We start from the raw sequence: 26,105 nt of genomic DNA on the forward strand, positions 1-26,105 counted from the left end.
CGGACGGCCCGCCGGGAAGCCAGGGCGCCGGAGCGGAGGCGTGGGAGGCGAGATGGCGTACGGCGGGAGCAGCAGCAGCGGGGGGCCTGGCCGGCGCCTGTCCGGTCGTACGCCTCGATGACCTCGCTGGGCCGCGCCGCCGGCCGGCTCCTGCCGTCCGTCGCCGTGCCGCAGGTCGTCGGCGAGGCGTCCCGGACCGTCGGCGCCGCCGCCACCCGGCTGGCCCGGGCTGCCGGGCTGACCAAGCGTCGGGTCTGGTCCCGGCCCGGGCGGCACCACATCGAGGTGCACGGCGTCTGCCAGGACGGCGGCGACACCCTCGCCCGGCAGGTCGAGGCGGCGCTGGAGCGGATGCCGGGGGTGGAATGGGCCCGGGTCAACGCCCCGTCGGGCCGGGTGGTCGTGGCCGTCGGTACGCCGGAGCCGAGCCTGCGCGACCTCGTCGCGGCCGTCGCCCGCGCGGAACGCACCTGTCCGCACGAGCCGGACCCGGAGATCCCGCCGCCGCACCCTCCCGAGGAGGGGCCGCGCACGCCGCGCACCCTCGGCGGGCTGGCCTCCGACGCCCTCGGCCTGACCATCTCCGCCGCCACGAGGATCCTGCCGTTCACCCCGGTGCCCGGGGAGGTCGCCGGGCTGCTCGGCGCGGTCGACCTGCACCCGAGGCTGCACGCGCTGGCCGACCGGGGCCTGCGCGCCGATCCGCGCGCCGACCTGCTGTTCCCGCTGGCCGAGGCGGTCGTGCAGGGCCTGACCGGCGGCTGGACCGGAATCGTGCTCGACGGCGCGCAGCGGGTGGTGCAGTGGGGTGAGGCGCGGGCCCAGCTCCGGGCCTGGACGCAGGCGGAGCCACGGCTGACCGGGGACCCGGAGCGGGCCGTCGCCCGGACGCCGAAGGTCGAGCGTCCCCGCCCGAAGCCGGACGGCCCGGCCGAGAAGTACGTCGTCCGGATGCTCACCGCCGGCGCCGCCGCCGCGGCCGCCGCCACGCCGGTGGTGGGCCCGAAGCGGGCCGCCGCGCTGGGGCTCTCCGCGCTGCCGAAGGCTCCCGGCAGCGGCCGCGAGGGCTACGCCGCACAGCTCGGCCGGATCCTCGCCCGGCGCGGGGTGATCGCGATGGACCGCAGCGTGCTGCGCGAGCTCGACCGGATCGACACGCTGGTGCTGGACGCGGCGGTGCTCGGCTCCGACCGGGGCGTGCTGGCGGACCTGGCGCCGCTGGCCGGGGCGGACGTCGGACAGGTGGCGACACGCGCGTTCACGCTGTTCGACCCGGCCGCACCGTGGGAGCTGCGGAGCGCCGACGGCTGGCGGCTCGGGCCGCTGGACGCGCTGGACGCCGAGGACCCGGGTGACACCACCGACAGCCATCGGCTGCGCGCGGGCGGCGGATCCCTGCTCGGCCTGGCCGACGGCGACACCCTCGCCGCCGTGCTGCGGGTCGACCCGGAGCCCGCGCCGGGCGTGGACGCCCTGCCGACCGCCGCCCGCCAGGCCGGCCTACGGGTCGTCGTGGCCGGCGACGACGACCGGCGGTACGGCTTCGCCGACGCCCACCTGCCCGGCGGCGACCGGTTGGCCGAGTCGGTGCGGACGCTACAGTTCGCCGGGGCGGTGGTGATGGTGGCCTCCGGCGACCGGGCCGCGCTCGGCGTCGCCGACTGCGGCCTGGGAATCTCCGCCCCGGAGGACCTGCCGCCCTGGGGCGCGCACCTGCTGGTCGGCACCGACCTGCGGGTGGTGGCGCTGCTGATCGAGGCGACCGGGGTGGCCCGCCGGATGACCCGGCAGAACCTCGGCCTGGCCCTGGCCGGCACGGGCCTCGGCGCGCTGGGGGCGTTCACCGCCGCACCCGCGCAGCTGCCCGGCCGCACCCTCGCCGCCGTGAACGGCGCGGCCGCGCTGGCCTTCGCGCACGGCGTCGTACGGGCGCGCCGCCTGCCCGACCGGGCGGACGCCCCGGCGCCGGCGGTCACCGCCTGGCACCTGATGCCGTCCTCGGCCGTTCTCGACCAGCTCGACACCGCTCCGGGCGGGTTGGCCACGGCCGAGGCCGAGCGCCGCCGGAGCGGCGGGACCGGGCAGCCCACCGGGCCGACCGGGCTGCTGCGCGCCTTCGTCGACGAGCTGGCCAACCCGCTGACACCGGTGCTCGCCGCCGGGGCGGTGCTCTCCGCCACCTTCGGCTCGCTGGTCGACGCCGCCCTGGTCGGCGGGGTGGTCGGCGGGTCCGCGCTGCTCGGCGCGGTGCACCAGCGCAACACCGAGCGGTCGCTGGCCGAGCTGTTGTCCCGCTCGGCGGTGACCGCCCGGGTGCGCCGGGACGGCGCGGAACGGGTGCTGCCCGCCGAGGACCTGGTGCCGGGGGACGTCATCCTCCTCGAATCGGGGGACGCCGTCCCGGCCGACTGCCGGGTGCTGGAGTCGGCCGGCCTGGAGACCGACGAGTCCTCGCTCACCGGCGAGTCGCTGCCGGTCGGCAAGACCGACCAGCCGGTCGTCGCCGCGGCGGTCGCCGACCGGCGGTCGATGCTCTACGAGGGCACCACCGTCGCCGCCGGCCAGGGCACGGCGGTGGTGGTGGCGACTGGCGCGGATACCGAGGCCGGGCGGAGCCTGGCGATGGCCCGGCAGGCCCCTCCGGCGAGCGGCGTGGAGGCCCGGCTGGGCCGGCTGACCCGGGCGGCGATCCCGCTGGCCGCCAGCTCGGCGGTGGCGGTGGCCGGCGCGGGCCTGCTGCGGGGCGTACCGCTGGCGGAGACCGCCGCGACCGCCGCGAACCTGGCCGTCGCCTCCGTACCGGAGGGGCTGCCGTTCCTGGTCAGCGCCGCCCAGTTGGCCGCCGCGCGGCGGCTGGCGGAGCACGGCGCGCTGGTCCGCAACCCACGCACCATCGAGGCGCTCGGCCGGGTGGACGTGCTCTGCTTCGACAAGACCGGCACGCTCACCGAGGGGCAGCTGATGCTCGCCGGGGTCGGCGACGACAGCCGGTACGCCCCGGTCGACCGACTCGACGACGGTCAGCACGCCACCCTCGCCGCCGCCCTGCGGGCCACCCCGGCCGCCGCCGACCCGCACGCGCTGGCCCAGCAGACCGACCGCGCCGTCCGCTACGGCGCCCAGGCGGCGGGGGTGGTCGAGCAGACCGGCGCGGACGGGTGGGAGTCGGTCGGCGGCCTGCCGTTCGAGCCGTCTCGCGGCTACCACGCCACGGTGGGGCGCAGCGGGGGCCTGCTGCTGCTCAGCGTGAAGGGGGCGCCGGAGTCGGTGCTGCCCCGATGCTCCGCCTGGCGTACGCCGGGGGGACGCGACGAGCCGCTCGACGACAAGGGGCGCGACGGGCTGCACGCGACGCTCGCCGACCGGGCCGGGGCGGGGCACCGGATCCTCGCCGTGGCGGAGTGCCGGGTCTCGTCGCCCGGCGTCACCGACGAGCAGGTGCGCGACCTGACCTTCCTCGGCTACCTGGCCCTCGCCGACGGGGTGCGGGAGAGCGCCGCCCCGGCCGTACGCCGGATCCGCCAGGCCGGCGTGCACACCATCATGATCACCGGAGACCATCCGGCGACCGCCGAGGCGATCGCGGCCACCATCAGCGACCACGACGGGCAGCGGGTGGTCACCGCGACGGAACTCGACCAGCTCGACGACGAGGCCCTCGCAACCCGGCTGGCCGCCACGGACGTGGTGGCCCGGTGCACCCCCGCGCACAAGGTGCGCATCATCCAGGCGTTGCAGAAGTGCGGGCGTACGGTCGCGATGACCGGGGACGGCGCCAACGACGCGCCGGCGATCCGGCTGGCCGACGTGGGCATCGCGCTCGGCCAGCGGGGCACCCCGGCGGCCCGCGCGGCCGCCGACCTGGTGGTCACCGACGACCGGTTGGAGACCATCATCGCCACCCTGGTCGAGGGCCGGGCGATGTGGTCCTCGGTACGCCACGCGCTCAGCATCCTGGTCGGCGGCAACCTCGGCGAGATCGCGTTCAGCGTGCTCACCGCCGCCGCCACCGGCCGGTCGGCGCTCACCGGGCGACAGCTCCTCCTGGTCAACCTGCTCACCGACCTCGCTCCGGCGCTGGCGATCGCGATCCGGCCCCCGGCTGCGGACCGCACCGACAGCCTGTTGCGGGAGGGCCCGGACACCTCCCTCGGCGAGACGATGACCCGGGAGATCGGGCTGCGCGCGGCCGCCACCACGCTGGGCGCCACCGCCGGCTGGACGCTGGCCCGCTACACCGGGCGGCCCCGGCGGGCGGGCACGGTCGCGCTGGTGTCGCTGGTCGGCACCCAGCTCGGGCAGACCGTGCTGGCCGGCGGCACCAGCCCGGCCGTGCTCGCCTCCACCGCCGTGTCGCTCGGAGCGCTGGCGGCGGTCGTGCAGACCCCGGGGGTCAGCCAGTTCTTCGGCTGCACGCCGCTCGGGCCGGTCGGCTGGACCATCGCCACAGGCTCGGCGCTCGGCGCGACCTTCGCCAACGGGGCGCTCAGCCGCCTGGTGGAACGCCTGCCGCAGTCCGGCCCGCACGGCGCGGAACAATCCGAGGGCAGCAGGGAACAATCCGAGGGCAGCGCGAAACAATCCGACGGCAACGCGGAACAATCCGACGGCGGCGCGGGCGACGCGGCGTCGCAGCGGTGACCGCCGCTTGAGCCGTCAGCCTTCCCTGCCGACGCTGTCGAGCTGCCCCACAGACGGGGCAGGCCCGTCCGCCGCACGCCCGTCGGCGTCAGCCGTGGGCCGCACCGTGAACTTCACCTGGGCCCGGCCGCCCGGCCCGTGGCTTCACCTGGCTGCCCCGCCCATCGGTCTCATGAACGGGGCAGCTCGACAGGACCCCGGCCGGGCCGGTCAGGAGCCGTCCGGCGCGTCGGGCAACAACCGGCAAGGGGGTCGATCCCCAGCGGCTATCGCCGCCTCGTCGAGCCCCGCCGCCCCCGGTCGGGCGTCAGTCCGCCGGCTGCCAGGTGGCGGCGGCGCGGCGCAGCCGGTCGTTGATCGCACGGCCGACGCCGACCTCCGGAACCGGCTCGACCACGATCTCGCCGACCCCGGTGGCGTCCAGTTCGTGCAGCGCGTCGAACAGCCGCGCGGCGGCCTCGGTGAGGTCACCGGCGGCGGAGAGCACCTCGACCGCCGCCCAGTCGCCCGCTGGCGGCTCGCGGAAGGCCAGGAAGCTCCGCCGGACCCCGTCGGCCGCCGGCGGCTCGCCGCCCGACGCCAACCGCAACGGCGTACGCGGGGCGTAGTGCGCCGCCAGCGTGCCGGGCGCGACCGGCTGCCCCGAGCTGCCGGGGCGTACGGTCACCGGGCCGACGGCCTCCTCCAGCGCCTCCAGTGGCAGCGCGCCGAGGCGCAGCACCACCGGCCGCTCGCCCCGGGCGTCCACGATGGTCGACTCGATCCCGCACCGAGTCGGCCCGCCATCGAGCACCACGTCCACAGCCGCCCCAAGGCCCCGCACCACGTGCTCGGCCCGGGTCGGGCTGAGCTGACCGAACCGGTTCGCGCTCGGCGCCGCCACCGGCACCCCGGCCTCGGCGATCAGCGCCCGCGCGTGCGCGTTGTCCGGCACCCGGACCGCCATCGTCGCCAGCCCGGAGGTGACGATCGGCGGGATCGCCGCCGGCCGGTCCACGATCAGCGTGAGCGGCCCCGGCCAGAAGCGCTCGGCCAGCGCCGCCACCGCCGCCGGCACCGCCCCGACCAGCTTCTCCAGCTCGGCCGCGTCGGCGAGGTGCGTGATCAGCGGGTCGAAGCTGGGCCGCGCCTTCGCCTCGAAGATCCGGGCGGCCGCACGGGCGTCCAGCGCGTTGGCGCCGAGCCCGTAGACGGTCTCGGTGGGAAAGGCCACCAACCCGCCGGTACGCAGGACGGAAGCGGCCTCGGCGATGCCGCTGTCGGCCGGGAGCACGCGCGGGGATCCGGTGGTCACGGCTCGACGCTAACGTGCCGGGGCGGGCGGCTAGTGGGCGGCCAGGCAAAACTGTGACCGCCGGCCGCTGCTTCTTTCCCATCCGTACGCGAGGATGGCGGCATGCTCCGTCTTCCTCGGGCTCTGCTGCTGGACTTCGGCGGTGTACTGGCGGATGCGCCGCCACAGCAGCCCGCCCCGCCGGTGCTGGTGCGACGACTGTTCCGGCTCGTCGACGGCGCGGTACCGAGCGAGCAGATCGCCCGGGACCTGACCGAGGGCGCGCGGTCGTACGCCCTGTGGCGCGACGACGTGGGCAGGACCGGCGATCCCGTAGAGCTGCCGCACGGGCGGGTGTGGGCCGACTTCGTGACCCGCTCCTGGCCGAAGGAGGCCCGCGACGCCGTCGAGCGGGAGGCAACCGCGCTGGCGTACGCCTGGACCTGGCGGGAGGAGTGGGCCGTGCGTCCCGGCATCCCCGAGGCGTTGCGCCACGCCGCCGGGGCCGGCCTCCCGATGGCGGTCGTCAGCAACACGCTCTGCGGTGCCGCCCACCGGGACTTCCTCGCCTCCGCAGGGCTCTCCGACCTGTTCGGGGCCGAGTTCTACAGCGACGAAGCCGGCCCCCGGAAGCCGAACCCGGAATTGGCGCTCCTGGCGGCCCGCGCGCTCGCGGTGCCGATCGGCGACTGCTGGTTCGTCGGTGACAGCGTGCACCGTGACGTCGTCTGCGCCCGTCGCGCCGGAGTCGGCGCGGCGATCCTGATGCGGTCGCCCCGCACGGACCGGGAGGCGGCGCTTCCCGGCGTCGAACCGGACGCGAGGATCGAGGACGGCCACGGGCTGCTCGCGCTGCTGCGCCGGGCCGGAGGCAATCCGGACGGCACGCCGTCGCGGCGTCGCACTACCTGATCCCGGGTGCCATGGACGGTGACGAAGGGCTGGACCTCGCAGAAGAGCTGGTCCTCTCTCCCCTGGAAGATTCGCCGCTATCCCTGTGGGAACTCGGCTGGGCCGAGGCACCGTCACGGCAGCGGGTGGCTGAGGTCCTCGGGCCGGGCCTGGTCTCGTTGGCGTCCCGCGGCCTCATCGAGGTGCGCCGTTTCGAGGGCTGGCCGGCGCAATGGGAACGAGGCGTCCCGGTAACAGGCGACGATCTTGTGCGTGAGAGCGGACACGTCGATATGTGGTCCGACGACTCGGCGCACGGCATGCTGGCGGCTCACATCACCAACGCCGGCATCAGATACCTGTAGTCACCAGCACCTGGGTCAGGAGGGTCGGCGTGATGATTGGCTGCACTCGGCACCGAGATCAACCAAGGAAAGTGCTGGTGGAGCCCAGGGGACTCGAACCCCTAACCCCTGCCTTGCAAAGGCAGTGCTCTGCCAGTTGAGCTAGGGCCCCGGGGCGGACGATGCCGCCGGTGCGGGCAGTGGCTAGTGCGATCAGCGCAGGTCGGGCGCGGTGGTCGCCTCGTGCCAGAGGGCGCGCTCGTCGTTGGAAGCCTTGATCTTCCTGGCGACCACGGCAGCCACCCCGACGACGCCGGCCAGGATCAGAAGCTTCTTGAACATTGGGGCCTACCCCTCGCGCTCGACTGCCGTCGGACGAATGTGCGGTGGGGCTAGCTGGAATCGAACCAGCGACCTCAGAGTTATCAGCTCTGCGCTCTAACCGACTGAGCTATAGCCCCGCGTAGCGACGAGCAACATTAACCCATCCGCCCGCCCGGCCCCAAATCGGGGGCCACCCGGACATCGGGTGTCGCCGTCGCCCCTGAACCTACCGGAGGCGCCGCGCCCGGCCCAGGCCATTTCGCCGGCCACGCGGCACGGCGCGCCCGGCGCCTGCCCCCCGACGCACGGAAGCCGGGGCTCCGCGCATCGGCGGTGCCCCGGCTACCCGAGGTGGATCAGTCGCGCTCGGCGAGGGTCAGCTCGATGCCCCCGACCAGGTCGGCGCAGACGTTGTAGACGAACGCCCCGAGCGTGGCGAGCGCCGTGAACAGCACGACGTTGACCAGGCCGATCAGCGCCGAGCTGAGGATCACACTCTTGGCGGTGATCTGGAAGCCGCTGGTGCTCTGGCCGCCGCCCGCGCTGACCAGGTCGGTCAGGCTGTCGTTGACGCTGGCGAACACGCCCATCGCGTCGAGGGCCAGGTAGAGCACCGAGGTGGCCACCACCACGACGATGAAGAGCACCACCGAGACGGCGAAGGCGAACTTCATCACGGACCAGGGGTCGATCCGCTTGAGGTTCAGCCGGGCCCGGCGCGGTCCACGCGACGCGGCCGAGCTGACCGACGTACGCGCTGCGCGTACCGCCTCGCCCACGCGCGCGGCTCCGACGGCGGCCGCGCCGCTGATGCCCGGCGGCAGGCCGCCGCCGTTGGCCGGCCGGCCGGCGCCGGTCGGACGGCCACCGTCCGGCTGCGGCTTGGCCGTGCCGGTGACGCGGGGCTGGGTGCCGGTGGCAGTGCCCGTGACCCTCGGCTGTGTGCCGGTGGCGCCGGTCGGCTGGCCGGCGCCGACCGTGAGCGGCTGTGTCGTCGTCGGCTTGGCGGCGGTCGGCTTGGCGGCGGGGGCCGGCTTGTCGCCCCCCACCGTCTCGGTCCTGTCCGCCGCGTCCGCGTCCTCGGAGGGCTTGTCCGGCGGCGGTGTCATGCCGGGAGCCCGGGTGAATTTCGGGGCAGGCGCGTCGGCGGGGACCGTGGCCCGGCCCACGGCCGCGCGGCCGGTCGCTGGTGTGCCGCTCTTGGCGGCCTCCTCGTCGACCGGGTTGGCCGAGGTCCCCGTGTTCCCCGACTTCGCCTGTGTCTCCGTCATTCAACTAGTCCTGTTCGTCAGGCTCGTCGGCATTGCGAGCAATCGCCACGATAGTCACGCCGTCCGGAAGGTCCATCAGCTTGACCCCCATTGTGTTCCGGTCACGGGTACGGCGTACAGGCTTCACCGGAGTCCGAATGACACCACCGTTGCTGGTGATCGCGAACAGCTCGTCGTCCGGGTCGATCACCACCGCGCCGACCAGACCACCACGTCGCTCCGTGATCTTCGCAGTCAGCACGCCCTTACCTCCCCGGCCCTGGACCGGGTATTCCTCGATCGGGGTACGTTTCGCGTAACCCCCGTTCGTGGCCACCAGGACGTCCAGCCCCTCGCGGACCACCTCCATGGCCAGCAGGACGTCGTCCTCGCTGAAGCGCATGCCGATCACGCCCGAGGTGGCCCTACCCATCGGGCGCAGCGCCTCGTCGCTCGCGTTGAACCGGATCGCCTGCGCGTTCTTGGAGACCAGCAGCAGGTCCTCCTCCGGGGCGACCAGCGCCGCCCCGACCAGCTCGTCCTCGTCGCGCAGGTTGATCGCGATGATGCCGCCGGACCGGGGGGAGTCGAACTCCTCGAGCCTCGTCTTCTTCACCAGGCCGTTCTTCGTGGCGAGCACCAGGTAGGGAGCCACCTGGTAGTTCGGGATCTCGATGATCTGCGCGATCTGCTCGTCGGCCTGGAACGCGAGCAGGTTCGCCACGTGCTGGCCCTTGGCCACCCTACTGGCCTCGGGCAGCTCGTACGCCTTGGCCCGGTAAACCCGACCCTTGTTGGTGAAGAACAGGATCCAGTCGTGGGTCGAGCAGACGAAGAAGTGGCTGACGATGTCGTCCTGCCGCAGCGTCGCCCCGCTGACGCCCTTGCCGCCGCGCCGCTGGGAGCGGTAGAGGTCGACCTTGGTCCGCTTGGCGTAGCCGGTGCGGGTGATGGTGACGACCACGTCCTCGCGGGCGATGAGGTCCTCCATCGAGACCTCGCCCTCGAACGGCACGATCTTCGTCCGCCGGTCGTCGCCCCACTTGGCGACGATCTCGCCGAGCTCCTCGGAGACGATCTTCCGCTGCCGCTCGGGCTTGGCGAGGATGTCCTTGAGGTCGGCGATCTCCAGCTCCAGCTTGGCCAGGTCGTCCAGGATCCGCTGGCGTTCCAGGGCGGCGAGCCGGCGCAGCTGCATGTCCAGGATCGCGGTCGCCTGGATCTCGTCGATCTCCAGCAGCCGGATCAGGCCCTGCCGGGCGTCCTCCACCGTGGGCGAGCGCCGGATCAGGGCGATCACCTCGTCGAGGGCGTCCAGCGCCTTGGCCAGACCGCGCAGGATGTGCGCCCGCTCCTCGGCCTTGCGCAGCCGGAACGCCGTCCGCCGGCGGATCACGTCGATCTGGTGGTCGACGTAGTAGCGGATGAACTGGGCGAGGTTGAGCGTGCGCGGCACACCGTCGACCAGCGCCAGCATGTTGGCGCCGAAGGTCTCCTGGAGCTGGGTGTGCTTGTAGAGGTTGTTCAACACCACCTTGGCGACGGCGTCGCGCTTGAGCACGAGCACGATCCGCATGCCCGTACGCCCGGAGGACTCGTCGCGGATGTCGGCGATGCCGGCGAGCTTGCCCTCCTTGATCAGCTCGGCGATCCGCTCGGCGAGGTTGTCCGGGTTGACCTGGTAGGGCAGCTCGCTGACCACCAGGCAGGGGCGGCCACGCTTGTCCTCCTCGACCTCCACCACGGCGCGCATCCGGATCGAGCCCCGCCCGGTGCGGTAGGCGTCCTGGATCGCCTGGGTGCCGACGATGAGGCCGTGGGTGGGGAAGTCGGGGCCCTTGACGATGTCCAGCAGCGCGTCGAGGGTGGTGGCCTCGTCCTCGTCCGGATGTTCCAGGCACCACTGCACCGCCGCGCCGATCTCGCGCAGGTTGTGCGGCGGGATCTTGGTGGCCATGCCGACCGCGATGCCTTCGGAACCGTTGACCAGCAGGTTGGGGATCCGCGACGGCAGGATGGTGGGCTCCTTGGCCCGGCCGTCATAGTTGTCCTGCAGGTCGACGGTGTCCTCGTCGATGTCCCGCAGCATCTCCATCGCCAGCGGGTCGAGCTTGCACTCCGTGTACCGCATCGCGGCGGCCGGGTCGTTGCCGGGCGAGCCGAAGTTGCCGTTGCCGTCGACCAGCGGGTAGCGCAGGGACCAGGGCTGCGCCATGCGGACCAGCGCGTCGTAGATCGCCGAGTCGCCGTGCGGGTGGAACTGACCCATCACGTCACCGACGACGCGGGAGCACTTCACGTAGCCGCGGTCCGGGCGGTAGCCGGAGTCGAACATGGCGTAGAGGATCTTGCGGTGGACCGGCTTGAGCCCGTCCCGGACGTCCGGCAACGCCCGCCCGACGATGACGCTCATCGCGTAGTCGAGGTAGGAGCGCTGCATCTCCACCTCGAGCCCGACCGGTTCGATGCGGTCGTGCGCGACGACGGCGCCGACCGTCTCGGGAACCTCGGGCTCGTTCGGTGTGGACTCGGGGATATCGGTCACTGTTAACCCTTATCAGACTCAGAGTCGTTTTCGTGCTGTGGATAACGGCTGTGGAAACCGGCCATGCTGTGGATAACTCTGTGGATTGCCGGGCCGACCGGTGGATGACCGGTCGGCCCGCCGAGCCCCGTCAGATGTCCAGGAACCGGACGTCCTTGGCGTTGCGCTGGATGAACGAGCGGCGCGCCTCAACGTCCTCACCCATCAGCACGCTGAACAACTCGTCGGCGGTTGCCGCGTCGTCGAGCGTGACCTGACGCAGCGTACGCGTCGCCGGGTTCATCGTGGTCTCCCACAGCTCCGGGTAGTTCATCTCGCCGAGACCCTTGAACCGCTGGATGTCGTCCGGCTTCGCGTTCGGCTTCTTCTGCTGGCGCAGCGCGATCAGCCCGTCCCGCTCCCGGTCCGAGTACGCGTACTGCGCGTCGTCACCCCGCTTGTTCCACTTGATCTTGTAGAGCGGCGGGGCGGCCAGGTAGACGTGCCCCAGCTCGACCAGCGGGCGCATGAAACGGAAGAGCAGGGTGAGCAGCAGCGTCTGGATGTGCTGGCCGTCGACGTCGGCGTCGGCCATCAGCACCACCTTGTGGTAGCGCAGCTTCTCCATGTCGAAGTCGTCGTGGATGCCGGTGCCCAACGCGGTGATCAGCGCCTGGACCTCGTTGTTCTTCAGCACCCGGTCGATCCGGGCCTTCTCCACGTTGAGGATCTTGCCGCGGATCGGCAGGATCGCCTGGGTCCGCGGGTCGCGGCCCTGCTTGGCCGAGCCGCCGGCCGAGTCACCCTCGACGATGAAGACCTCGGACTCGCGCGGATCGGTGGACTGGCAGTCGGCCAGCTTGCCGGGCATCGAGCCGGACTCCAGCAGCGACTTGCGCCGGGCCAGCTTGCGCGCCTGCTGGGCGGCGATCCGGGCCCGGGCGGCCTGGGACGCCTTCTGGATGATGATCTTCGCCTCGGCCGGATTCCGGTCGAACCAGTCCACCAGCCACTCGTTGCAGACCCGCTGCACGAAGCTCTTCACCGGGGTGTTGCCGAGCTTGGTCTTGGTCTGGCCCTCGAACTGTGGGTTGGTGAGCTTGACCGAGATGATCGCGGCCAAGCCCTCGCGGATGTCCTCGCCGGAGAGCTTCTCGTCGCCCTTGAGCAGCTTCTTCTCCGCGCCGTACCGGTTGACGACGCTGGTCAGCGCGGCCCGGAAGCCCTCCTCGTGGGTGCCGCCCTCGTGCGTGTTGATGTTGTTGGCGAAGGTGTAGACCGACTCGCCGTACGACTCGTTCCACTGCATGGCGATCTCGACCGACATGCCCTCCTCCTCGGCGCCGAACTCGACCACCGTCCGGTGGATCGGGTTCTTCGAGGCGTTGAGGTGCCGGACGAAGTCCGCGATGCCGCCCTCGTACTGGAAGGTGACCTCGCGGATCTTGCCTTCCTCGCCCTCCGGAACCCGCTCGTCGAGCAGGTGGATGGTGAGGCCACGGGTGAGGAAGGCCATCTCCTGGAGCCGCCGGTAGATGGTCTGGAAGTCGAAGTCGACCGTCTCGAACACGTCCGCGTCGGGCCAGAAGGCGACCGCGGAGCCCGTCCGGTCCGTCGTCTCGCCCTTCTCCAGCGGGGTCGGCTTGGAGTTGTGGTACTGCTGCCGCCAGACGAAGCCGGACTTGTGGATCTCCACCGCCATCTTCGTGGAGAGGGCGTTCACCACGGAGACGCCCACGCCGTGCAGACCGCCGGAGACCGCGTACGCCTTGCCGTCGAACTTGCCACCCGCGTGCAGCACCGTCAGCGCCACCTCGACACCCGGCTTCTTCAGCTTCGGGTGCAGGTCCACCGGGAAGCCCCGGCCGTTGTCGGTGACCCGGACCCCGCCGTCGGCGAGCAGCACCACGTCGATGGTGTCGCAGTGCCCGGCCAGCGCCTCGTCCACCGCGTTGTCGACGACCTCCCACACCAGGTGGTGCAGACCACGCTCGCCGGTCGACCCGATGTACATACCGGGCCGCTTGCGGACCGCCTCCAGACCCTCGAGAACGGTGATCGACTCTGCGCCGTACTCCTGCTTGTCCTGCGCTGCCACCCTCGGCCACTTTCTCGCGCCGTGCGCGCCTGGTGGCGCGTCGGGCGCGGGTTCGGCGGACAGGACGCGACGTCGGCACGCGGACCGGCACCGGGGACAATTCCGGGGTACGGGTCGAACGCGCCGGTCGCCGCGGTTGCCCGCGGATCGCGATCGGCTCAACCAGGCATGGAGAATGATCGCGGGCCCCGCACCGGGCCCGTGTCTCGTCGCTCCGCACCGGGTCTTCGTCTCGGGGTCAATCTTACTGTGCGGCAGCGACAGAACCACCACTCGGCACCCCTGCGAGGCGTCTCAGACCGACGTAGCCGGCCGAACCGCGCCGCCCGCGACTCCCCCTACACGCCAGGGCCCGATCGAGGGCGCGACCGGCCGACGATCGGTGTCGGCCTACGGGCAGGAAAGACCCGCCCCGCCGCGCCGACGGCCCGGCCTTGATCTTTTCCGGCCGGAACCGGACGATCGACCCGATCGAACCGACACACGCTCATTAAGAGGTGACGCCAGATGGGGCTGGACAACGTCGCGGTGCAGTGGCCGCGGACCGGCCGCTTCTACGACCCGGTCGCGCCGGCGGAGTTCGTCGACTTCGGCGACATCGTCGACATGCCGCGAATCTCCGCGCCGACTGCGGCGCTCGCCGAGCTGATCGCCAAGACCGGCACCGTCCGGGCCACCGCCTACACCGAGCTGGTGGACCTGCTGCTCGGGCTCGAAGGTGTGCTCTACGCCACCGACGCCGCCGCCGAGGACGAGGACCCGGTGATCGACCCGGACGGCTGCGCCTGGGTCGCCGGCGGCATCGAGCGGTTCGTGGCGGGCCACCGCCCGCACGGCGAGGCGGTGACCTTCGACTCCGTGAGCCAGGTGCTGCGGTCGCTGCTCGCCGACGGGCGGCTGGCCGAGCAGCAGTTGCGCTGGCTCGACAGCCGGCTGGACGCGCTACGCGACGAGAGCGGCGCGCCGCCGCAGTGGAACTTCACCTGTGCCGAGCTGAGCGTGCTGGCCGCCTTCTACCGGCGCTGTGCCGACCGCGGCTTCGCCGTCTACGCCGACGCCTGACCCGGCGCCCCGCCCGACCCACGCGGGTCTGGCGGGGCTGCGGCGCCGGCGCGGTTGGCGGCGGTGATGACCCGGGTCAGCACGGTGTGCAGGTGACGCAGGTCCGCGATCGGCAGGCCCAGCCGCTCGACGATCGCGGGCGGGATCTGCTCCGCGCGCTCCCGCAGGGCCTCACCGGCCGGGGTCAGCGTCACCGCGAGGCTGCGCTCGTCGGCGGGATCACGCTCCCGCCGGACGTAGCCGTTCGCCTCCAGGCGCTTGAGCAGGGGCGACAGCGTGCCCGGGTCAAGCTGCAACAAGCGGCTGAGGTCGCGTACGGACAGTGGCGCGTACTGCCACAGGGCGAGCATCACCAGATATTGCGGGTGAGTCAGCCCCATCGGCTCCAGCAGCGGCCGGTAGACCGCGACCACGCCGCGCGCGGCGACGGAGAGCGCGAAGCACACCTGCTGCTCCAGCGCCAGGGGATTTCCGTCGAAATCGTCGGGCACGGGCTGGACCTCCTCGTCGTCGTTGGTATCGTACCAATGGTTGGGGTACTAATTATTTGCACGCTAACGGAAGGGTCAGTCGATGAGCGAGGAGAAGCCGGCTCCGAAGGGCGGCTCTGGCGAGGGTGGCTGGCTGATGGCGTGGGCCTTCCGGCGCTGGGCCGGCCCGCCGGAGGTGCAGGGCGCCGTGCAGGGTGGCTCCAACGAGGCCCGCGAGGCCTGGAAGCAGGACCTGGAGCGCCGCAAGCAGTGGAGCCGCGAGCAGCGGGAGCGCAAGCGCGCCGAGCGGGAGGCCCGGCGCGGCGGTCACTGACCGTCAGCCGTAGGTGTCCCGGGGGCCGCGTCCGCGTACCCGGCGGGGGCCCTTCGACCAGGAGGGCGCGGCGGGGCCGTGGATGTGCAGCTTGCGCACCACGTTGTGGCCGACCTCGCGGGCGATCTGCTGGAGCAGCGAGCCGGCCAGCAGCCGTAGCTGGGTGGCCCAGGCGGTCGACCGGGCCTCCACGGTCAGCTCGCCGTCCTCCAGCTTGACCGGCCGGCTGTGCTGGGCCACCTCCGGGCCCACCACCCGCTCCCAGGCGCCGAACACGGTCGCCTCCGCCGCCGGCTGCTGCCAGCCGCGCGCCTTCACCAGCCGGTTGAGCACCGCGCCGAGGGGCTGCGGGTCCCGCGGGTCCGGCCCCGGGCCCGAGTAGCCGCGCAGGCGACGCTGCGGGCCGCCGTCGCCGTCGCCACCCGCGCCACCGCCGGGGGCACGCCGGCGGGTGCGCGCCGCCGCCTCCCGCCGGGCCCTGGCGGCGTCGAGCACCGCCCGGGCCAGCTCCGGCCCGCTGGCGCCGGCCGGAGCGTCCCCGCCGCCCGCCGCGCCGCCGGGGTCACCTGTCGTCCTGCCGGAGTCGCCGCCGGCCGGCCCGCCGCGCCCCGGGCCCAGGCGGGCGGGGGGCAGCTGCTCATCCGACACGGCGCACCGTCCCCTCGCCGACGGCGTACCGGGTGCCGCGCAGGGACGCCGGCACGTCGTCGTCGACCGCGCAGGTCACCAGCAGCTGGCTCGCCCCGCCGACCAGCCCGGCCAGCCGCTCCCGCCGCCCGGCGTCCAGCTCGGCGAAGACGTCGTCGAGCACCAGCACCGGCTCGATGCCGTCGGAGCGGAGCAGGTCGTACCCGGCCAGCCGCAGCGCCAGCGCGTACGACCACGACTCGCCGTGGCTGGCGTACCCCTTGGCGGGCAACGGACCGAGGGTCAGCGCCAGCTCGTCGCGGTGCGGGCCAACCAGCGTGGTGCCCCGCTCGACCTCGGCGGTGCGGGCCTCGGCGAGCGCGGCGGCCAGCGCCGCCGCCAGCGCCTCCCGGTCGGTGGTCGGTTCCGTCAGCTCCACCGAGGGCCGGTACGCGATCCCGGCCGCCCCCCGGCCCGCCGCCACCGCGTCGTACGCCTTGGCCACCTGCGGGGCGAGCGCGGCGACCAGCTCCAGCCGGCCGGCGAGCAGCTCCGCGCCGTGCCGGGCCAGGTGGGTGTCCCAAACCGCCAGGGTCGATAGGTCCCCGCCCCGCGACCCGCCCGTCTTGCGGGCGAGGTACGCCGTGCGCAGCAGGGCGTTGCGCTGTTTGACCACCCGCTCGTAGTCGGCGCGCACCCCGGCGTAGCGGGGCTGGCGGCTGACCAGCAGGTCGTCGAGGTAGCGGCGGCGCTCCGCCGGGTCGCCCCGGACGAGCTCCAGGTCCTCCGGGGCGAACAGCACGAGCCGCAGCGCGCCGAGGACGTCCCGCGCCCGGCGGGCCGGGGACCGGCCCAGCCGCGCCCGGTTGGCCTTGCCCGGCACGATCTCCAGCTCGACCAGCAGCTCGCGTCCCTCGTGCACCACGGCACAACGGATCACCGCCGAGGCCGCGCCCATCCGGACGAGGGGGGCGTCCGTGGCGACCCGGTGCGAATCCAGGGTCGCCACGTAGCCCAGCGCCTCGACGAGATTCGTCTTGCCGACGCCGTTGGCGCCGATCAGGACGTTCGCCCCCGGCTCCAGGTCCACGCCGACCCGCTCGTACGAGCGGAAGTCGACCAGTTCGAGCCGGCGGACGTACACAGCCTGTGGATACCGGTCAGCGCTTGCGGACGGCGTGCCCGCCGAACTGCTGACGCAGCGCGGCGACGGCCTTCATGGCCGGCGAGTCGTCCTGCCGGGAGGCGAACCGGGCGAAGAGCGAGGCGGTGATCACGTTCAGCGGCACGGCGAGCCGGACCGCCTCGTCGACCGTCCACCGGCCCTCGCCGGTGTCCTCCGTGTAGCCGCTCAGCTCGGCCAGCTCCGGGTCCTCGTCGAGGGCCCGGTCGAGCAGGTCGAGCAGCCAGGAGCGCACCACGGTGCCCTCGCGCCAGGACTTGAACACCCCCGGCACGTTGGTGACCAGCTCGGACTTCGCCAGCAGCTCGTAGCCCTCGGCGTAGGCGTGCATCAGGCCGTACTCGATGCCGTTGTGCACCATCTTGGCGTAGTGCCCGGCACCGACCGGCCCGGCGTGCACGAAGCCGAACTCGCCCTCCGGCTTCAGCGACTCGAAGATCGGCATGAGCCGGTCGACGTGCTCCCGGGCGCCGCCGACCATCAGCGCGTAGCCGTTCTGCCGGCCCCAGACGCCGCCGGAGACGCCCGCGTCAAGGTAACCGATGCCCTGCTCGTTGAGCCGCTCGGCACGCGGCGCGTCGTCACTGAACCGCGAGTTGCCGCCGTCGATGATGATGTCGCCCTCGCCGAGGACGCCGGCGAGCTCGTCGATGGTCGCGTCGGTGACACCGGCGGGGACCATGACCCAGACCGCGCGCGGCGACTCCAGCTTCTCCGCCAGCTCCGCCAGGGTCGCGACGTCACTCAGCTCCGCGTTGTGGTCGAAGCCGACCACCTCGTGCCCGGCGGCGCGCAACCGCTCGCGCATGTTACCGCCCATCCGGCCGAGCCCTACCAGGCCGAGCTGCATGTGTTCCTACCTCCGTGCGTCGGGGTCTTCTCGGGCGCGATCAGCGGGAGACGCGGATCGGCATGATGAGGTAGCGGTACCCCGGGACGACCTCGCCATCCTCGCCGGCGGGCGAGATCACCGCGGGCTTGAAGGCGTCGACAAACGAGAGCACGGCGAACTGGGCCCCCAGGTTGGCGAGGCCGTCGATCAGGTACTGCGGGTTGAAGCCGATGGTGAGCGGGTCGCCGGTGAAGGTGGCCTCCATGGCCTCGCTGGCCCGCGCCTCCTCGGTGCCGCCGGCCTCGACCACCAGGCCGTCGGCGCTGAAGCTGAGCAGCACCGGGGTCGTCCGCTCGGCCACCAGGGCGACCCGCTTGACGACCTCGATCAGGGTGCTGACGGACACCCGGGCCTCGGCGTTGTGGGCGGCCGGGAAGAGCGAGCGCACCGGCGGGTAGTTCGCGCCGTCGAGCAGCCGGCTGGTGGTGCGCCGGGTGCCGCCGGCGAAGCCGATCATCCCCTCGCCGGCCGCGCCCTGGGAAAGCGCCATGGTGACCTGGCCGCCGAGCGGGCCGAGGGCCTTGGCGGTGTCGTGCAGCGTCCGGGCCGGCACGAGGGCGTTGATGCTGACCTCGGGGTCGTCCGGGTTCCACTCCATCTCGCGCAGGGCCAGCCGGTAGCGGTCGGTGGCGAGCATGGCCAGCGTTCCGCCGGAGAGTTCGATGCGTACGCCGGTCATCATCGGCAGCGTCTCGTCGCGGCCGGCGGCGACGGCGACCTGGGCGACGGCGGCGGCGAAGGCGGCCGCGTCGACGGTGCCGGCGCTCTCCGGCATCTCCGGCAGGGACGGGTAGTCCTCGACCGGCATGGTGGGCAGGGTGAACCGGGCGCTGCCGCAGACCAGTTCGAGGTGCGCCCCGACGGCGGCGATGTCCACCGGCTTGGCCGGCAGCGCCTTGGTGATCTCGGCAAGCAGCCGGCCGGAGACCAGGGCGGCCCCGTCGGCGTCCCCCTGCACTTCGACGGTCACCTGGCTGGAAACCTCGTAGTCGAAGCCGGAAACCTGCAGGTTTCCGTCGGTGACGCGCAGCATCACGCCCGCGAGCACCGGTACGGACGGCCGGTTGGGCAGGCTCTTCGCGGTCCAGGCCACGGCCTCGGCGAGCGCGTCGCGCTCCACTCGGAACTTCATCAATGCCTCCGCGTCGACGTCAGCGACAACTCTCTCATGCCGACCGCTGCCTACCGACCCGCCTGTCCGTGCGGGTACCCATTGCACCTTAGGGCGCGCGGGCATCGGCTGTGCGCCCGACCCCGTGGACTTCCCGATGCCGGAGGCCCGCCCACGGCGGGTCCGGCCAATCCACAGGAAGTCCAACGGTGGTGATTGGTTTTTGTTGTCTTAGAAGAGATAACTCGTCATCTTCATCGCACCTGTGCAAACTGTGGAGAACCGCCGTCTGCGCAGGTCAGACACGTTATCCACCGGTGGTTTGGCTGTGGAGAACCGGGGGTACAACCCGTGTCGCGATCCACAGGCGGCGACTGCCCCCAGGTTTTCCACCGTTGTCCACCGGTTTTCCACCGGTAATCCACGGACTTTCTCCCCAGTCCTGTGGACAGACGGAACCGGCTCGACGGGCGTCATCCCCAGAACCTTCAACAGCTTGCCCACAGGCGGACCGTCGTCGGTGGACAACGACGACGTTGTCCCCAGGCGTCCACAGCGTCGTCCCCAGGGTTTCTCCACAACCTGTGGGTAACCGAGGATTGTGCGGACGGTAGTTATCCACAGGCGGTGGACAACGAGCTGTGGACAACGATCCGGGCGGTGGACGGACACGGCTTCGATGGTGTGGTCTCCACCATGTCGAGGGTCAAGCACGGGCCGGCTGTGGAGAAGGGGAAGCGCCCGGCCGGTGGTCCGGCCGGGCGCTTCCGTCACTTCCCGCCCACCGCGCGACGGTGGGCGTACGCGTCAGGTGTTCTGCTTGATCCGGTTCGTCAGCTCGGCGATCTGGTTGTAGAGCGAGCGGCGCTCGGCCATCTGCTGGCGGATCTTGCGGTCGGCGTGCATGACGGTGGTGTGGTCCCGCCCGCCGAACGCCTGCCCGATTCGGGGCAGCGACAGGTCGGTCAGTTCCCGGCACAGGTACATGGCCACCTGGCGGGCGTTCACCAGCACCCGGGAGCGGGAGTGCCCGCGCAGGTCCTCCAGGCTGACGCCGAAGTACTCGGAGGTGGAGACCATGATTTGGTCGGCGGTGATCTCCGGCCCGGCGCCGTCGGGGATGAAGTCCCGCAGCACCTCCTCGGCGAGCGACAGTTCGACCGTGGACCGGGTCAGGCTGGCGAACGCCGTCACCCGGATCAGCGCGCCCTCCAGCTCCCGGATCGAGTTCGACACCCGCGAGGCGATGAACTCCAGCACGTCCGGCGGGGCGTAGAGGCGCTCCTGCGCCGCCTTCTTCTGCAGGATCGCGATCCGGGTCTCCAGATCCGGCGGCTGGATGTCGGCGAGCAGCCCCCACTCGAACCGGGTACGCAGCCGGTCCTCCAGGGTGGCGAGCTGCTTCGGCGACCGGTCGGAGGTGATCACGATCTGCTTGTTGGCGTTGTGCAGCGTGTTGAAGGTGTGGAAGAACTCCTCCTGGGTGCGCTCGCGGGTCTCCAGGAACTGGATGTCGTCGATCAGCAGGATGTCGACGTCGCGGTAGCGCCGCTGGAACGCGCTGGTCTTGTCGTCCCGGAGCGAGTTGATGAAGTCGTTGGTGAACTCCTCGGTCGAGACGTACCGGACCGAGCGGGCGTTGCCCAGCGTCGTGGCATAGTGCCCGATGGCGTGTAGCAGGTGCGTCTTGCCAAGCCCGGAGCTGCCGTAGATGAACAGCGGGTTGTACGCCTTCGCCGGCGACTCCGCCACCGCGACGCTCGCCGCGTGGGCGAAGCGGTTGGACGAGCCGATGACGAACGTCTCGAACATGTACTTCGGGTTGAGCCGGTTGCCGCCGCTCTCGACGCCGCCGGGCAGCCGCCGGTCGTCCCGGCCGCCGGGCCGGTGATCCACGCCACCCCGGCCCGGTCCGCTGTCGGTGCCGGTGTCCCGGGGCAGCGCCCGGATCACGTGCTGGTCCCGGGGGGAGACGGCGTCCTCGCGGTAACGCGGCTCGAAACCCCGGGTGTCCGCGGTCGGCGGGTCCAGCCGGGCGGCCTGCTCGTCGAAGCCGCGTCGGTCGGGCGCGCGCCGGGCCGGTGCCGTCCGGTCGGGCCGCGGCGGCTCGGCGAACGCCGTGCTGAACAGGGCCTCCTGGCCGTCCCGGTCGCCCGGGCCGGGCCGGAGCCCGTCGTCGACCGGCGGCGCGGCCGGGACCGGGCCGTCCGGCCGCCGCTCCGGGTGCGCCTGCTCGGGGATGAGCGGCGGTTGCTGCCCGGGGTCGAGGGCCGCGCCGTCCAGCAGGCCCACCGCCGCGCCGTCGAACGCCACCGGCCGGTCGCCGAAGTCGCGCGGCCCGCCGTCGTGGTCCACCGGCCCCGGCTCCGGGGCGCTGCGGTAGACGGTGCCCGCCGGGCGGCCGGAGTTGTCGTCGGCCACGCGTACGGTCACCGCGACCTGGATCGGCCGGCCCAGCCGGCGGGTGAGCGCCTCGGTGATCGCCGGGCGCAGCCGGGACTCGATCACGTCCCGGGTGAAGGCGTCCGGGACGGAGAGCAGCGCGGTGTCCTCGACGATGGCCCGCAGCCGGGTCAGCCGCAGGTACGCCCGCTGCTGCGCGGAGATGATCTCGTCGGCGAGTTCGTCGGTCGTCGCCGTCCACACCGCGGCAAGGTCGGTCGTGCCGGTCACCGTCGTGCCACCCCCTCGCCTCTGCTCCGCCGACGCCGCCGTCTTCTCCGGTCGGTCGCCCCGGGCCCGCCGCGTTCACGGGCGGAACGACACCCACCCGGACGGCCGACCGGTCCTCGTCCACAAGTTATCCACAGCCTGTGTACGTACCGATTGTGGCCGCCCGCCGGATGCGGGTCGGACCTGCCCCCCTGCCTGAACGGGCGCTGAAGCGGGTTCACCGTGCCGAACGATTCACTACCTTGTCCGGTCTTGCCCGCCAGCGACGACCGGACCTTTCGACGCTGACCGCAATCGGGCACGGTAACAGCGTTGTCCGCGCGCCATCAACCGCCGACGCGCGGCGACCCTTGGCAACATCAGCGAAAACCGCCGCTTCGGTCGTCGGCGGAGCACCGGTGTCCGCCCTGATGGGGGTGTTTGACGGTGGTTGCCCGCCTGCGTAGGCTGGATCGGCTGCTCTCTCGCCCTCTGCTAGGGTGATGGGTGCTTGCTGTCCGCGGTCGCTTCCCCGCATCGCCGAGGTCCCGCATCGCCGGGCAGCACCGATCGGGGGCCACCGCCGAGGTGGCCTGGACCACCACACGACCCCGGCGTCCCCTTGCCCGGGGCGTACGAAAACGGAGAGCCTGACGTGAGCAAGCGCACCTACCAGCCGAACACCCGCCGGCGCGCGAAGACCCACGGCTTCCGGCTGCGCATGCGCACCCGTGCCGGCCGCGCCATCATCTCGACCCGTCGCTCCAAGGGCCGCGCCCGCCTGTCGGCCTGAGGCCGACCGGGGTCAGGTCCGGGGGGACGTGGGCAGTCGTGCTGGCGGCCGCACAGCGACTGCGGCGCAGCACTGACTTCGCCGCAGCGGTCCGGGGTGGCCGCCGCGCCGGCCGTGGCGCGATCGTCGTCCACCTGAGCCTGCCGTCGACCCCCGACGCCGCGACAGCAACCTCGCCGGAGCCGGCGCGGAGCAGCGGTGCGGAGCAACCCTCCGCGCCGGCCCGCGCCGGCTTCGTCGTGTCCAAGGCAGTGGGCAACGCGGTCGTCCGTAACCGGGTCCGCCGCCGCCTGCGGCACCTGGTCCGCGAGCGGCTGACGGAGCTGCCCCCCGGGAGCACCCTGGTCGTCCGCGCGCTGCCGGCGGCGGCCGAGGCGGCGTACCCGCGACTGGGCGCCGACCTGGACGCGGCGATCGCCGCCGCGCGGGCGCCCCGCGGACGGCGGTCGCGGTGACCGCCGGGCCGGCCGCGCCACGGCCTGCGACGATCGGTGCCCGGGTGCTGAGCGGGCCGATCATCGCGTACCGTCGGTGGATAAGTCCGGCTCTGCCGGCCCGCTGTCGGTTCTACCCGTCGTGCAGCGCCTACGCCCTCGAGGCGGTCGCGCGGCACGGCGCTGTCCGGGGAGCTGGCCTGACGGTCCGGCGGCTGTTGCGCTGCCACCCCTTCCACCCAGGTGGACACGACCCGGTGCCGGAGCCGGGCGGACGCCGCCGTGCCGATGTGACTGGAGCCTGAGAATTGAGTCTCGACTGGATCTACTACGCGATTTCGTGGATCCTGCTGGCCTGGCATGGGGCCTGGGAGGCCATCGGGGTGCCGGACGCGGCGGTGCTCGGCACGAACTGGGCCTGGATCCTCGCCATCGTCTTCCTGGTGGTCACCGTCCGGGTGATCCTCTTCCCCGTCTTCGTCAAGCAGATCAAGTCGCAGCGGGCGATGCAGGCGCTCCAGCCGCAGGTGAAGGCGCTGCAGGAGAAGCACAAGGGTGACCGGGAGACGCTCCAGAAGGAGATGATGGAGCTCTACCGGAAGGAAAAGGCCAACCCGCTCATGGGCTGCCTTCCGATGGTCCTCCAGATCCCGGTCTTCCTCGGCCTGTTCCACGTGCTCCGCCGACTCGATCCGGGGAAGAGTGAGAGCGGCAAGACCCTTTACGGCTGGACGGTCGGCCAGTTCGAGAGCGCCTCGGCCGCGAAGCTCTTCACCGCGCCGATCGCCGGCAAGTTCGGCTCGACCGCCGACGAGCTGGCGGCGCTGAACGCCAACGGCACCACCGTCAAGGTCATCGCCGGCATCCTGGTCTTGTTGATGATGGGCACGACCTACCTCACCAGCCGCCAGATGATCCTCAAGACCGGCTGGGCCGAGGATCCGCAGCAGCGGATGATCCAGAAGCTGATGCTCTACGGCATCCCGCTGTCGCTGCTCGTCTCCGGTGCCATCTTCCCCATCGGTGTGATCATCTACTGGGTCATTAACAACCTCTCCACCCTGGCGCAGCAGCAGTGGGTGCTGCGCAAGTTCCCGCCGCCGCCGAGCGCCACCACCGGCAAGCCGGGCACCTCGGCCCGCAACCCGGTGCAGCCGGCCAAGACCGGCCTGCTGGGCCGCGCCAAGCCGGCTCCCCAGGCCCCGGCCAAGCCGGCCACGCCGAAGGTCGCCGGCCCCAAGCCGGGCGCCAAGCCGACCAACCCCAAGAAGGGCCGCCCCGCCAAGCGGCAGGGCTGAGGACCTCCGGGCCGCCGTCGGGAGACCGGCGGCGGCCCGTTCCGCACCGTGCAGCCGCCGTACGGCCGGCGCCGGGCGGAACCCGCCGCGCGCGGCGCGGTCACGGGCGAGACTGCCCGTACGACAGACGTGCCCGTGGGCACCGGCGACCTCCCGCCGGCCCCGGGAAACCAGCGGACCCGACGGTCCGGCCGAGCGAGTACGGAGATGAGACCGTGACCGACACCAGCACCCCCCGCGCTGAGCAGTCCCTGGACTCCGAGGGGACCGAGCCGACCGCGGTGAACGGCGAAACCGAGGAGACCGACGAGGAGCCGGCCACCAAGGAGAAGAAGCCCGCCGGCGAGAGCGAACTGTTCCGGCAGAGCGAGATCGCGGCCGACTACGTCGAGGGCCTGCTCGACATTCTCGACTACGACGGCGACATCGACGAGCTGGTCTCCGGCGGCCGTCCGGTCGTCGAGGTGGTCGGCGGCCGGCTGCAGAACCTGGTCGGCCAGCGCGGTGCCACCCTGGAGGCGCTCCAGGAACTCGCCCGGCTCGCCGTCTTCCGGCAGACCGGCACGCCGAGCCGGCTGCTGCTCGACGTCGGCGGCTACCGGGCGAACCGCCGCAAGGAGCTCGCCGCCGTCGCCAAGAACGCCGTCGAGAAGGTCAAGGAGTACGGCGAGCCCGTGCGCCTGGAGCCGATGTCCGCGTTCGAGCGCAAGTGCGTGCACGACGTGGTCAACGCGATGAGCGGCGTGGAGAGCGAGTCCGAAGGTGTCGAGCCGAACCGGCGCATCATCGTCCGGCCGGCGGACTGACCGGGTGGCTCACGACGACACCGCGGCCGGTGCCGCGGCCGGCCCGGGTGGCATGCCGCCCGGGCCGTCGCCTGTCCGGCCGGACTCGCCCGTGCCTTCCGATGCCGCCGCGTCGACGGCCGACGGCCGCCGTGCCCCGTCGCCGGCCGACGCGGTGCTGCCGCCCGAACTGGCCGGTGCGGCACGCACTCTCTTCGGCGACCGGATCGACCTGGCCGCCGCGTACGCCGAGCTGCTGGTCACCGACGGCGTGGTCCGCGGCCTGATCGGGCCGCGCGAGGCCCCCCGGATCTGGGACCGGCACCTGCTCAACTGCGCGGCGGTGGCCGAGCGGATCCCGGAGGGCTCGACGGTGCTCGACGTCGGCTCCGGGGCGGGACTGCCCGGTCTGGTGCTCGCTATCGCGCGGCCGGACCTGACGGTGACCCTGATCGAGCCTCTCGCCCGGCGCACCTCCTTCCTCATCGAGGCGGTGCAGCAACTCGGATTGGCGAAGACGGTCCGGGTGTTCCGGGGCCGGGCCGACGAGGCGGCGACCGGTTCGACCGGGGTGGGCCCGCTGAGCGGGGACGTGGTCACCGCACGCGCCGTCGCCCCGCTGGACCGGCTGTCGACGTGGTGCCTGCCGCTGGCCGTTCCCGGCGGTCGGCTCATCGCCCTCAAGGGCGCGTCGGCGGCCGACGAGATCGCCGAGCACGCGGAGACGGTGGCGCGGCTCGGTGGCGGGGAGCCCGAGATGCACCGCTGCGGCGAAGGAATCATCGACCCGTCGACGACCGTGGTGGAGATCGTGCGGGAGCGGGTGGTGGGACCGGCACGGCCCAAGGCGCCGAAGAGGTCGCGCGGCGGTCGGTCCCGTCGACGCTGACTCCACATCGGAGGCGACGCCCGAGCGGGTGCCTCACCGGCGTCCCGGGCGGCGGTTGCTTCGTTGAACCGGTACGGGTGGACGGAAGGGATGAGAACCCGACGTGGACCGGCTGCGCCCGTGAGCCGTAGGCTGGCCGCGCGTCGATAGTGTGGAGCGGGCGGCAACGGACGTTCACCGGGTCCCGACCGCTCCCGCCGGCCGTGCGCTCCGCGGTGCGAGCACCACGT

Annotated in this window: 22 protein-coding genes and 2 tRNA genes; 11 read left to right on the forward strand and 13 right to left on the reverse strand. The window is 72.7% G+C overall.

Translation table 11 applies throughout. The features are described from left to right. Positions 1-117: 117 nt before the first annotated feature. Complete coding sequence (locus tag ACGF5C_RS13305; protein WP_393300790.1) at positions 118-4,641, forward strand: HAD-IC family P-type ATPase; 4,524 nt, start codon at positions 118-120, stop codon at positions 4,639-4,641. Between the two features lie 307 nt (positions 4,642-4,948). Here the strand turns inward: ACGF5C_RS13305 and ACGF5C_RS13310 are convergent, their stop codons facing one another. Further along, positions 4,949-5,935 carry an L-threonylcarbamoyladenylate synthase gene (locus tag ACGF5C_RS13310; RefSeq protein ID WP_393300793.1) on the reverse strand — a complete coding sequence of 329 codons (987 nt, stop codon included), beginning with the start codon at positions 5,933-5,935 and terminating at the stop codon, positions 4,949-4,951. Between the two features lie 102 nt (positions 5,936-6,037). On the opposite strand from ACGF5C_RS13310, the gene ACGF5C_RS13315 reads away from it, so the two are divergent. Beyond that, positions 6,038-6,826: an HAD family hydrolase gene (locus tag ACGF5C_RS13315; RefSeq protein WP_393300796.1), complete on the forward strand. Its 789-nt coding sequence runs from the start codon at positions 6,038-6,040 to the stop codon at positions 6,824-6,826. An 11-nt stretch (positions 6,827-6,837) separates the two neighbouring features. Next, complete coding sequence (locus tag ACGF5C_RS13320; protein WP_393300799.1) at positions 6,838-7,170, forward strand: hypothetical protein; 333 nt, start codon at positions 6,838-6,840, stop codon at positions 7,168-7,170. 75 nt (positions 7,171-7,245) lie between these two features. Here ACGF5C_RS13320 and ACGF5C_RS13325 read toward each other — a convergent pair. The 6 genes from ACGF5C_RS13325 to gyrB form a co-directional block, all read right to left on the reverse strand. Then, positions 7,246-7,321: transfer RNA gene (locus tag ACGF5C_RS13325), tRNA-Ala, on the reverse strand. A gap of 41 nt (positions 7,322-7,362) precedes the next feature. Then, positions 7,363-7,491, reverse strand: coding sequence for a DLW-39 family protein (locus tag ACGF5C_RS13330; protein WP_320068343.1), 129 nt, complete (start codon positions 7,489-7,491; stop codon positions 7,363-7,365). Between the two features lie 45 nt (positions 7,492-7,536). Continuing rightward, positions 7,537-7,610, reverse strand: a tRNA-Ile gene (locus ACGF5C_RS13335). A 219-nt stretch (positions 7,611-7,829) separates the two neighbouring features. After that, on the reverse strand, positions 7,830-8,744 hold the full coding sequence (locus ACGF5C_RS13340; RefSeq protein ID WP_393300802.1) for a DUF3566 domain-containing protein: 915 nt from the start codon (positions 8,742-8,744) through the stop codon (positions 7,830-7,832). A gap of 4 nt (positions 8,745-8,748) precedes the next feature. Next, positions 8,749-11,268 carry a DNA gyrase subunit A gene (gene gyrA / locus ACGF5C_RS13345; protein WP_393300805.1) on the reverse strand — a complete coding sequence of 840 codons (2,520 nt, stop codon included), beginning with the start codon at positions 11,266-11,268 and terminating at the stop codon, positions 8,749-8,751. 130 nt (positions 11,269-11,398) lie between these two features. Next, the gene (gene gyrB, locus ACGF5C_RS13350; RefSeq protein ID WP_393300808.1) at positions 11,399-13,345 is read right to left on the reverse strand and encodes a DNA topoisomerase (ATP-hydrolyzing) subunit B; all 1,947 of its coding nucleotides are present in this window, start codon (positions 13,343-13,345) and stop codon (positions 11,399-11,401) included. Positions 13,346-13,852: 507 nt separating this feature from the next. On the opposite strand from gyrB, the gene ACGF5C_RS13355 reads away from it, so the two are divergent. Then, a complete protein-coding gene (locus ACGF5C_RS13355; RefSeq protein ID WP_393300811.1) occupies positions 13,853-14,407 on the forward strand; it encodes a hypothetical protein in 555 nt (184 codons plus the stop codon). On the opposite strand, the gene ACGF5C_RS13360 is transcribed toward ACGF5C_RS13355, so the two are convergent. Next, positions 14,392-14,898 carry a MarR family winged helix-turn-helix transcriptional regulator gene (locus ACGF5C_RS13360; RefSeq protein WP_393300814.1) on the reverse strand — a complete coding sequence of 169 codons (507 nt, stop codon included), beginning with the start codon at positions 14,896-14,898 and terminating at the stop codon, positions 14,392-14,394. The two genes, ACGF5C_RS13355 and ACGF5C_RS13360, sit on opposite strands and share 16 nt — an antisense overlap. Before the next feature lie 82 nt (positions 14,899-14,980). Here ACGF5C_RS13360 and ACGF5C_RS13365 point away from each other — a divergent pair, with 82 nt between their 5' ends. Continuing rightward, positions 14,981-15,211, forward strand: a complete 231-nt coding sequence (locus ACGF5C_RS13365; protein ID WP_393300817.1) for a hypothetical protein — start codon at positions 14,981-14,983, stop codon at positions 15,209-15,211. A 3-nt stretch (positions 15,212-15,214) separates the two neighbouring features. Here ACGF5C_RS13365 and ACGF5C_RS13370 read toward each other — a convergent pair whose 3' ends face one another. The 5 genes from ACGF5C_RS13370 to dnaA form a co-directional block, all read right to left on the reverse strand. Next, positions 15,215-15,859 carry a DUF721 domain-containing protein gene (locus tag ACGF5C_RS13370; RefSeq protein ID WP_393300820.1) on the reverse strand — a complete coding sequence of 215 codons (645 nt, stop codon included), beginning with the start codon at positions 15,857-15,859 and terminating at the stop codon, positions 15,215-15,217. Beyond that, a complete protein-coding gene (gene recF / locus ACGF5C_RS13375; RefSeq protein ID WP_393300823.1) occupies positions 15,849-16,982 on the reverse strand; it encodes a DNA replication/repair protein RecF in 1,134 nt (377 codons plus the stop codon). Before recF ends, ACGF5C_RS13370 begins: the two co-directional genes overlap by 11 nt. A 16-nt stretch (positions 16,983-16,998) precedes the next feature. Then, a complete protein-coding gene (gnd, locus tag ACGF5C_RS13380) occupies positions 16,999-17,871 on the reverse strand; it encodes a phosphogluconate dehydrogenase (NAD(+)-dependent, decarboxylating) (RefSeq protein ID WP_393259547.1) in 873 nt (290 codons plus the stop codon). A gap of 40 nt (positions 17,872-17,911) precedes the next feature. Then, on the reverse strand, positions 17,912-19,045 hold the full coding sequence (gene dnaN / locus ACGF5C_RS13385; protein WP_393300826.1) for a DNA polymerase III subunit beta: 1,134 nt from the start codon (positions 19,043-19,045) through the stop codon (positions 17,912-17,914). A 786-nt stretch (positions 19,046-19,831) separates the two neighbouring features. Then, complete coding sequence (gene dnaA / locus ACGF5C_RS13390; RefSeq protein ID WP_393300829.1) at positions 19,832-21,697, reverse strand: chromosomal replication initiator protein DnaA; 1,866 nt, start codon at positions 21,695-21,697, stop codon at positions 19,832-19,834. A gap of 634 nt (positions 21,698-22,331) precedes the next feature. Here dnaA and rpmH point away from each other — a divergent pair. From rpmH to rsmG, 6 genes are all read left to right on the forward strand, one after another. Next, entirely contained in the window at positions 22,332-22,469 is a 138-nt protein-coding gene (rpmH, locus tag ACGF5C_RS13395; protein WP_091100492.1) for a 50S ribosomal protein L34, read from the forward strand. Between the two features lie 38 nt (positions 22,470-22,507). Next, entirely contained in the window at positions 22,508-22,924 is a 417-nt protein-coding gene (rnpA, locus tag ACGF5C_RS13400; RefSeq protein ID WP_393300832.1) for a ribonuclease P protein component, read from the forward strand. A gap of 44 nt (positions 22,925-22,968) precedes the next feature. After that, positions 22,969-23,208, forward strand: a complete 240-nt coding sequence (gene yidD, locus ACGF5C_RS13405; protein ID WP_350677800.1) for a membrane protein insertion efficiency factor YidD — start codon at positions 22,969-22,971, stop codon at positions 23,206-23,208. Between the two features lie 3 nt (positions 23,209-23,211). Further along, positions 23,212-24,201: a membrane protein insertase YidC gene (yidC, locus tag ACGF5C_RS13410; protein ID WP_393300835.1), complete on the forward strand. Its 990-nt coding sequence runs from the start codon at positions 23,212-23,214 to the stop codon at positions 24,199-24,201. 215 nt (positions 24,202-24,416) lie between these two features. After that, positions 24,417-25,007, forward strand: coding sequence for a protein jag (locus ACGF5C_RS13415; protein WP_393300838.1), 591 nt, complete (start codon positions 24,417-24,419; stop codon positions 25,005-25,007). A gap of 4 nt (positions 25,008-25,011) precedes the next feature. Then, positions 25,012-25,875, forward strand: coding sequence for a 16S rRNA (guanine(527)-N(7))-methyltransferase RsmG (gene rsmG, locus ACGF5C_RS13420; RefSeq protein ID WP_393300841.1), 864 nt, complete (start codon positions 25,012-25,014; stop codon positions 25,873-25,875). Positions 25,876-26,105 lie beyond the last annotated feature (230 nt).

The organism is Micromonospora sp. NPDC047620, from assembly GCF_043205005.1.
GTDB lineage: Bacteria > Actinomycetota > Actinomycetes > Mycobacteriales > Micromonosporaceae > Micromonospora.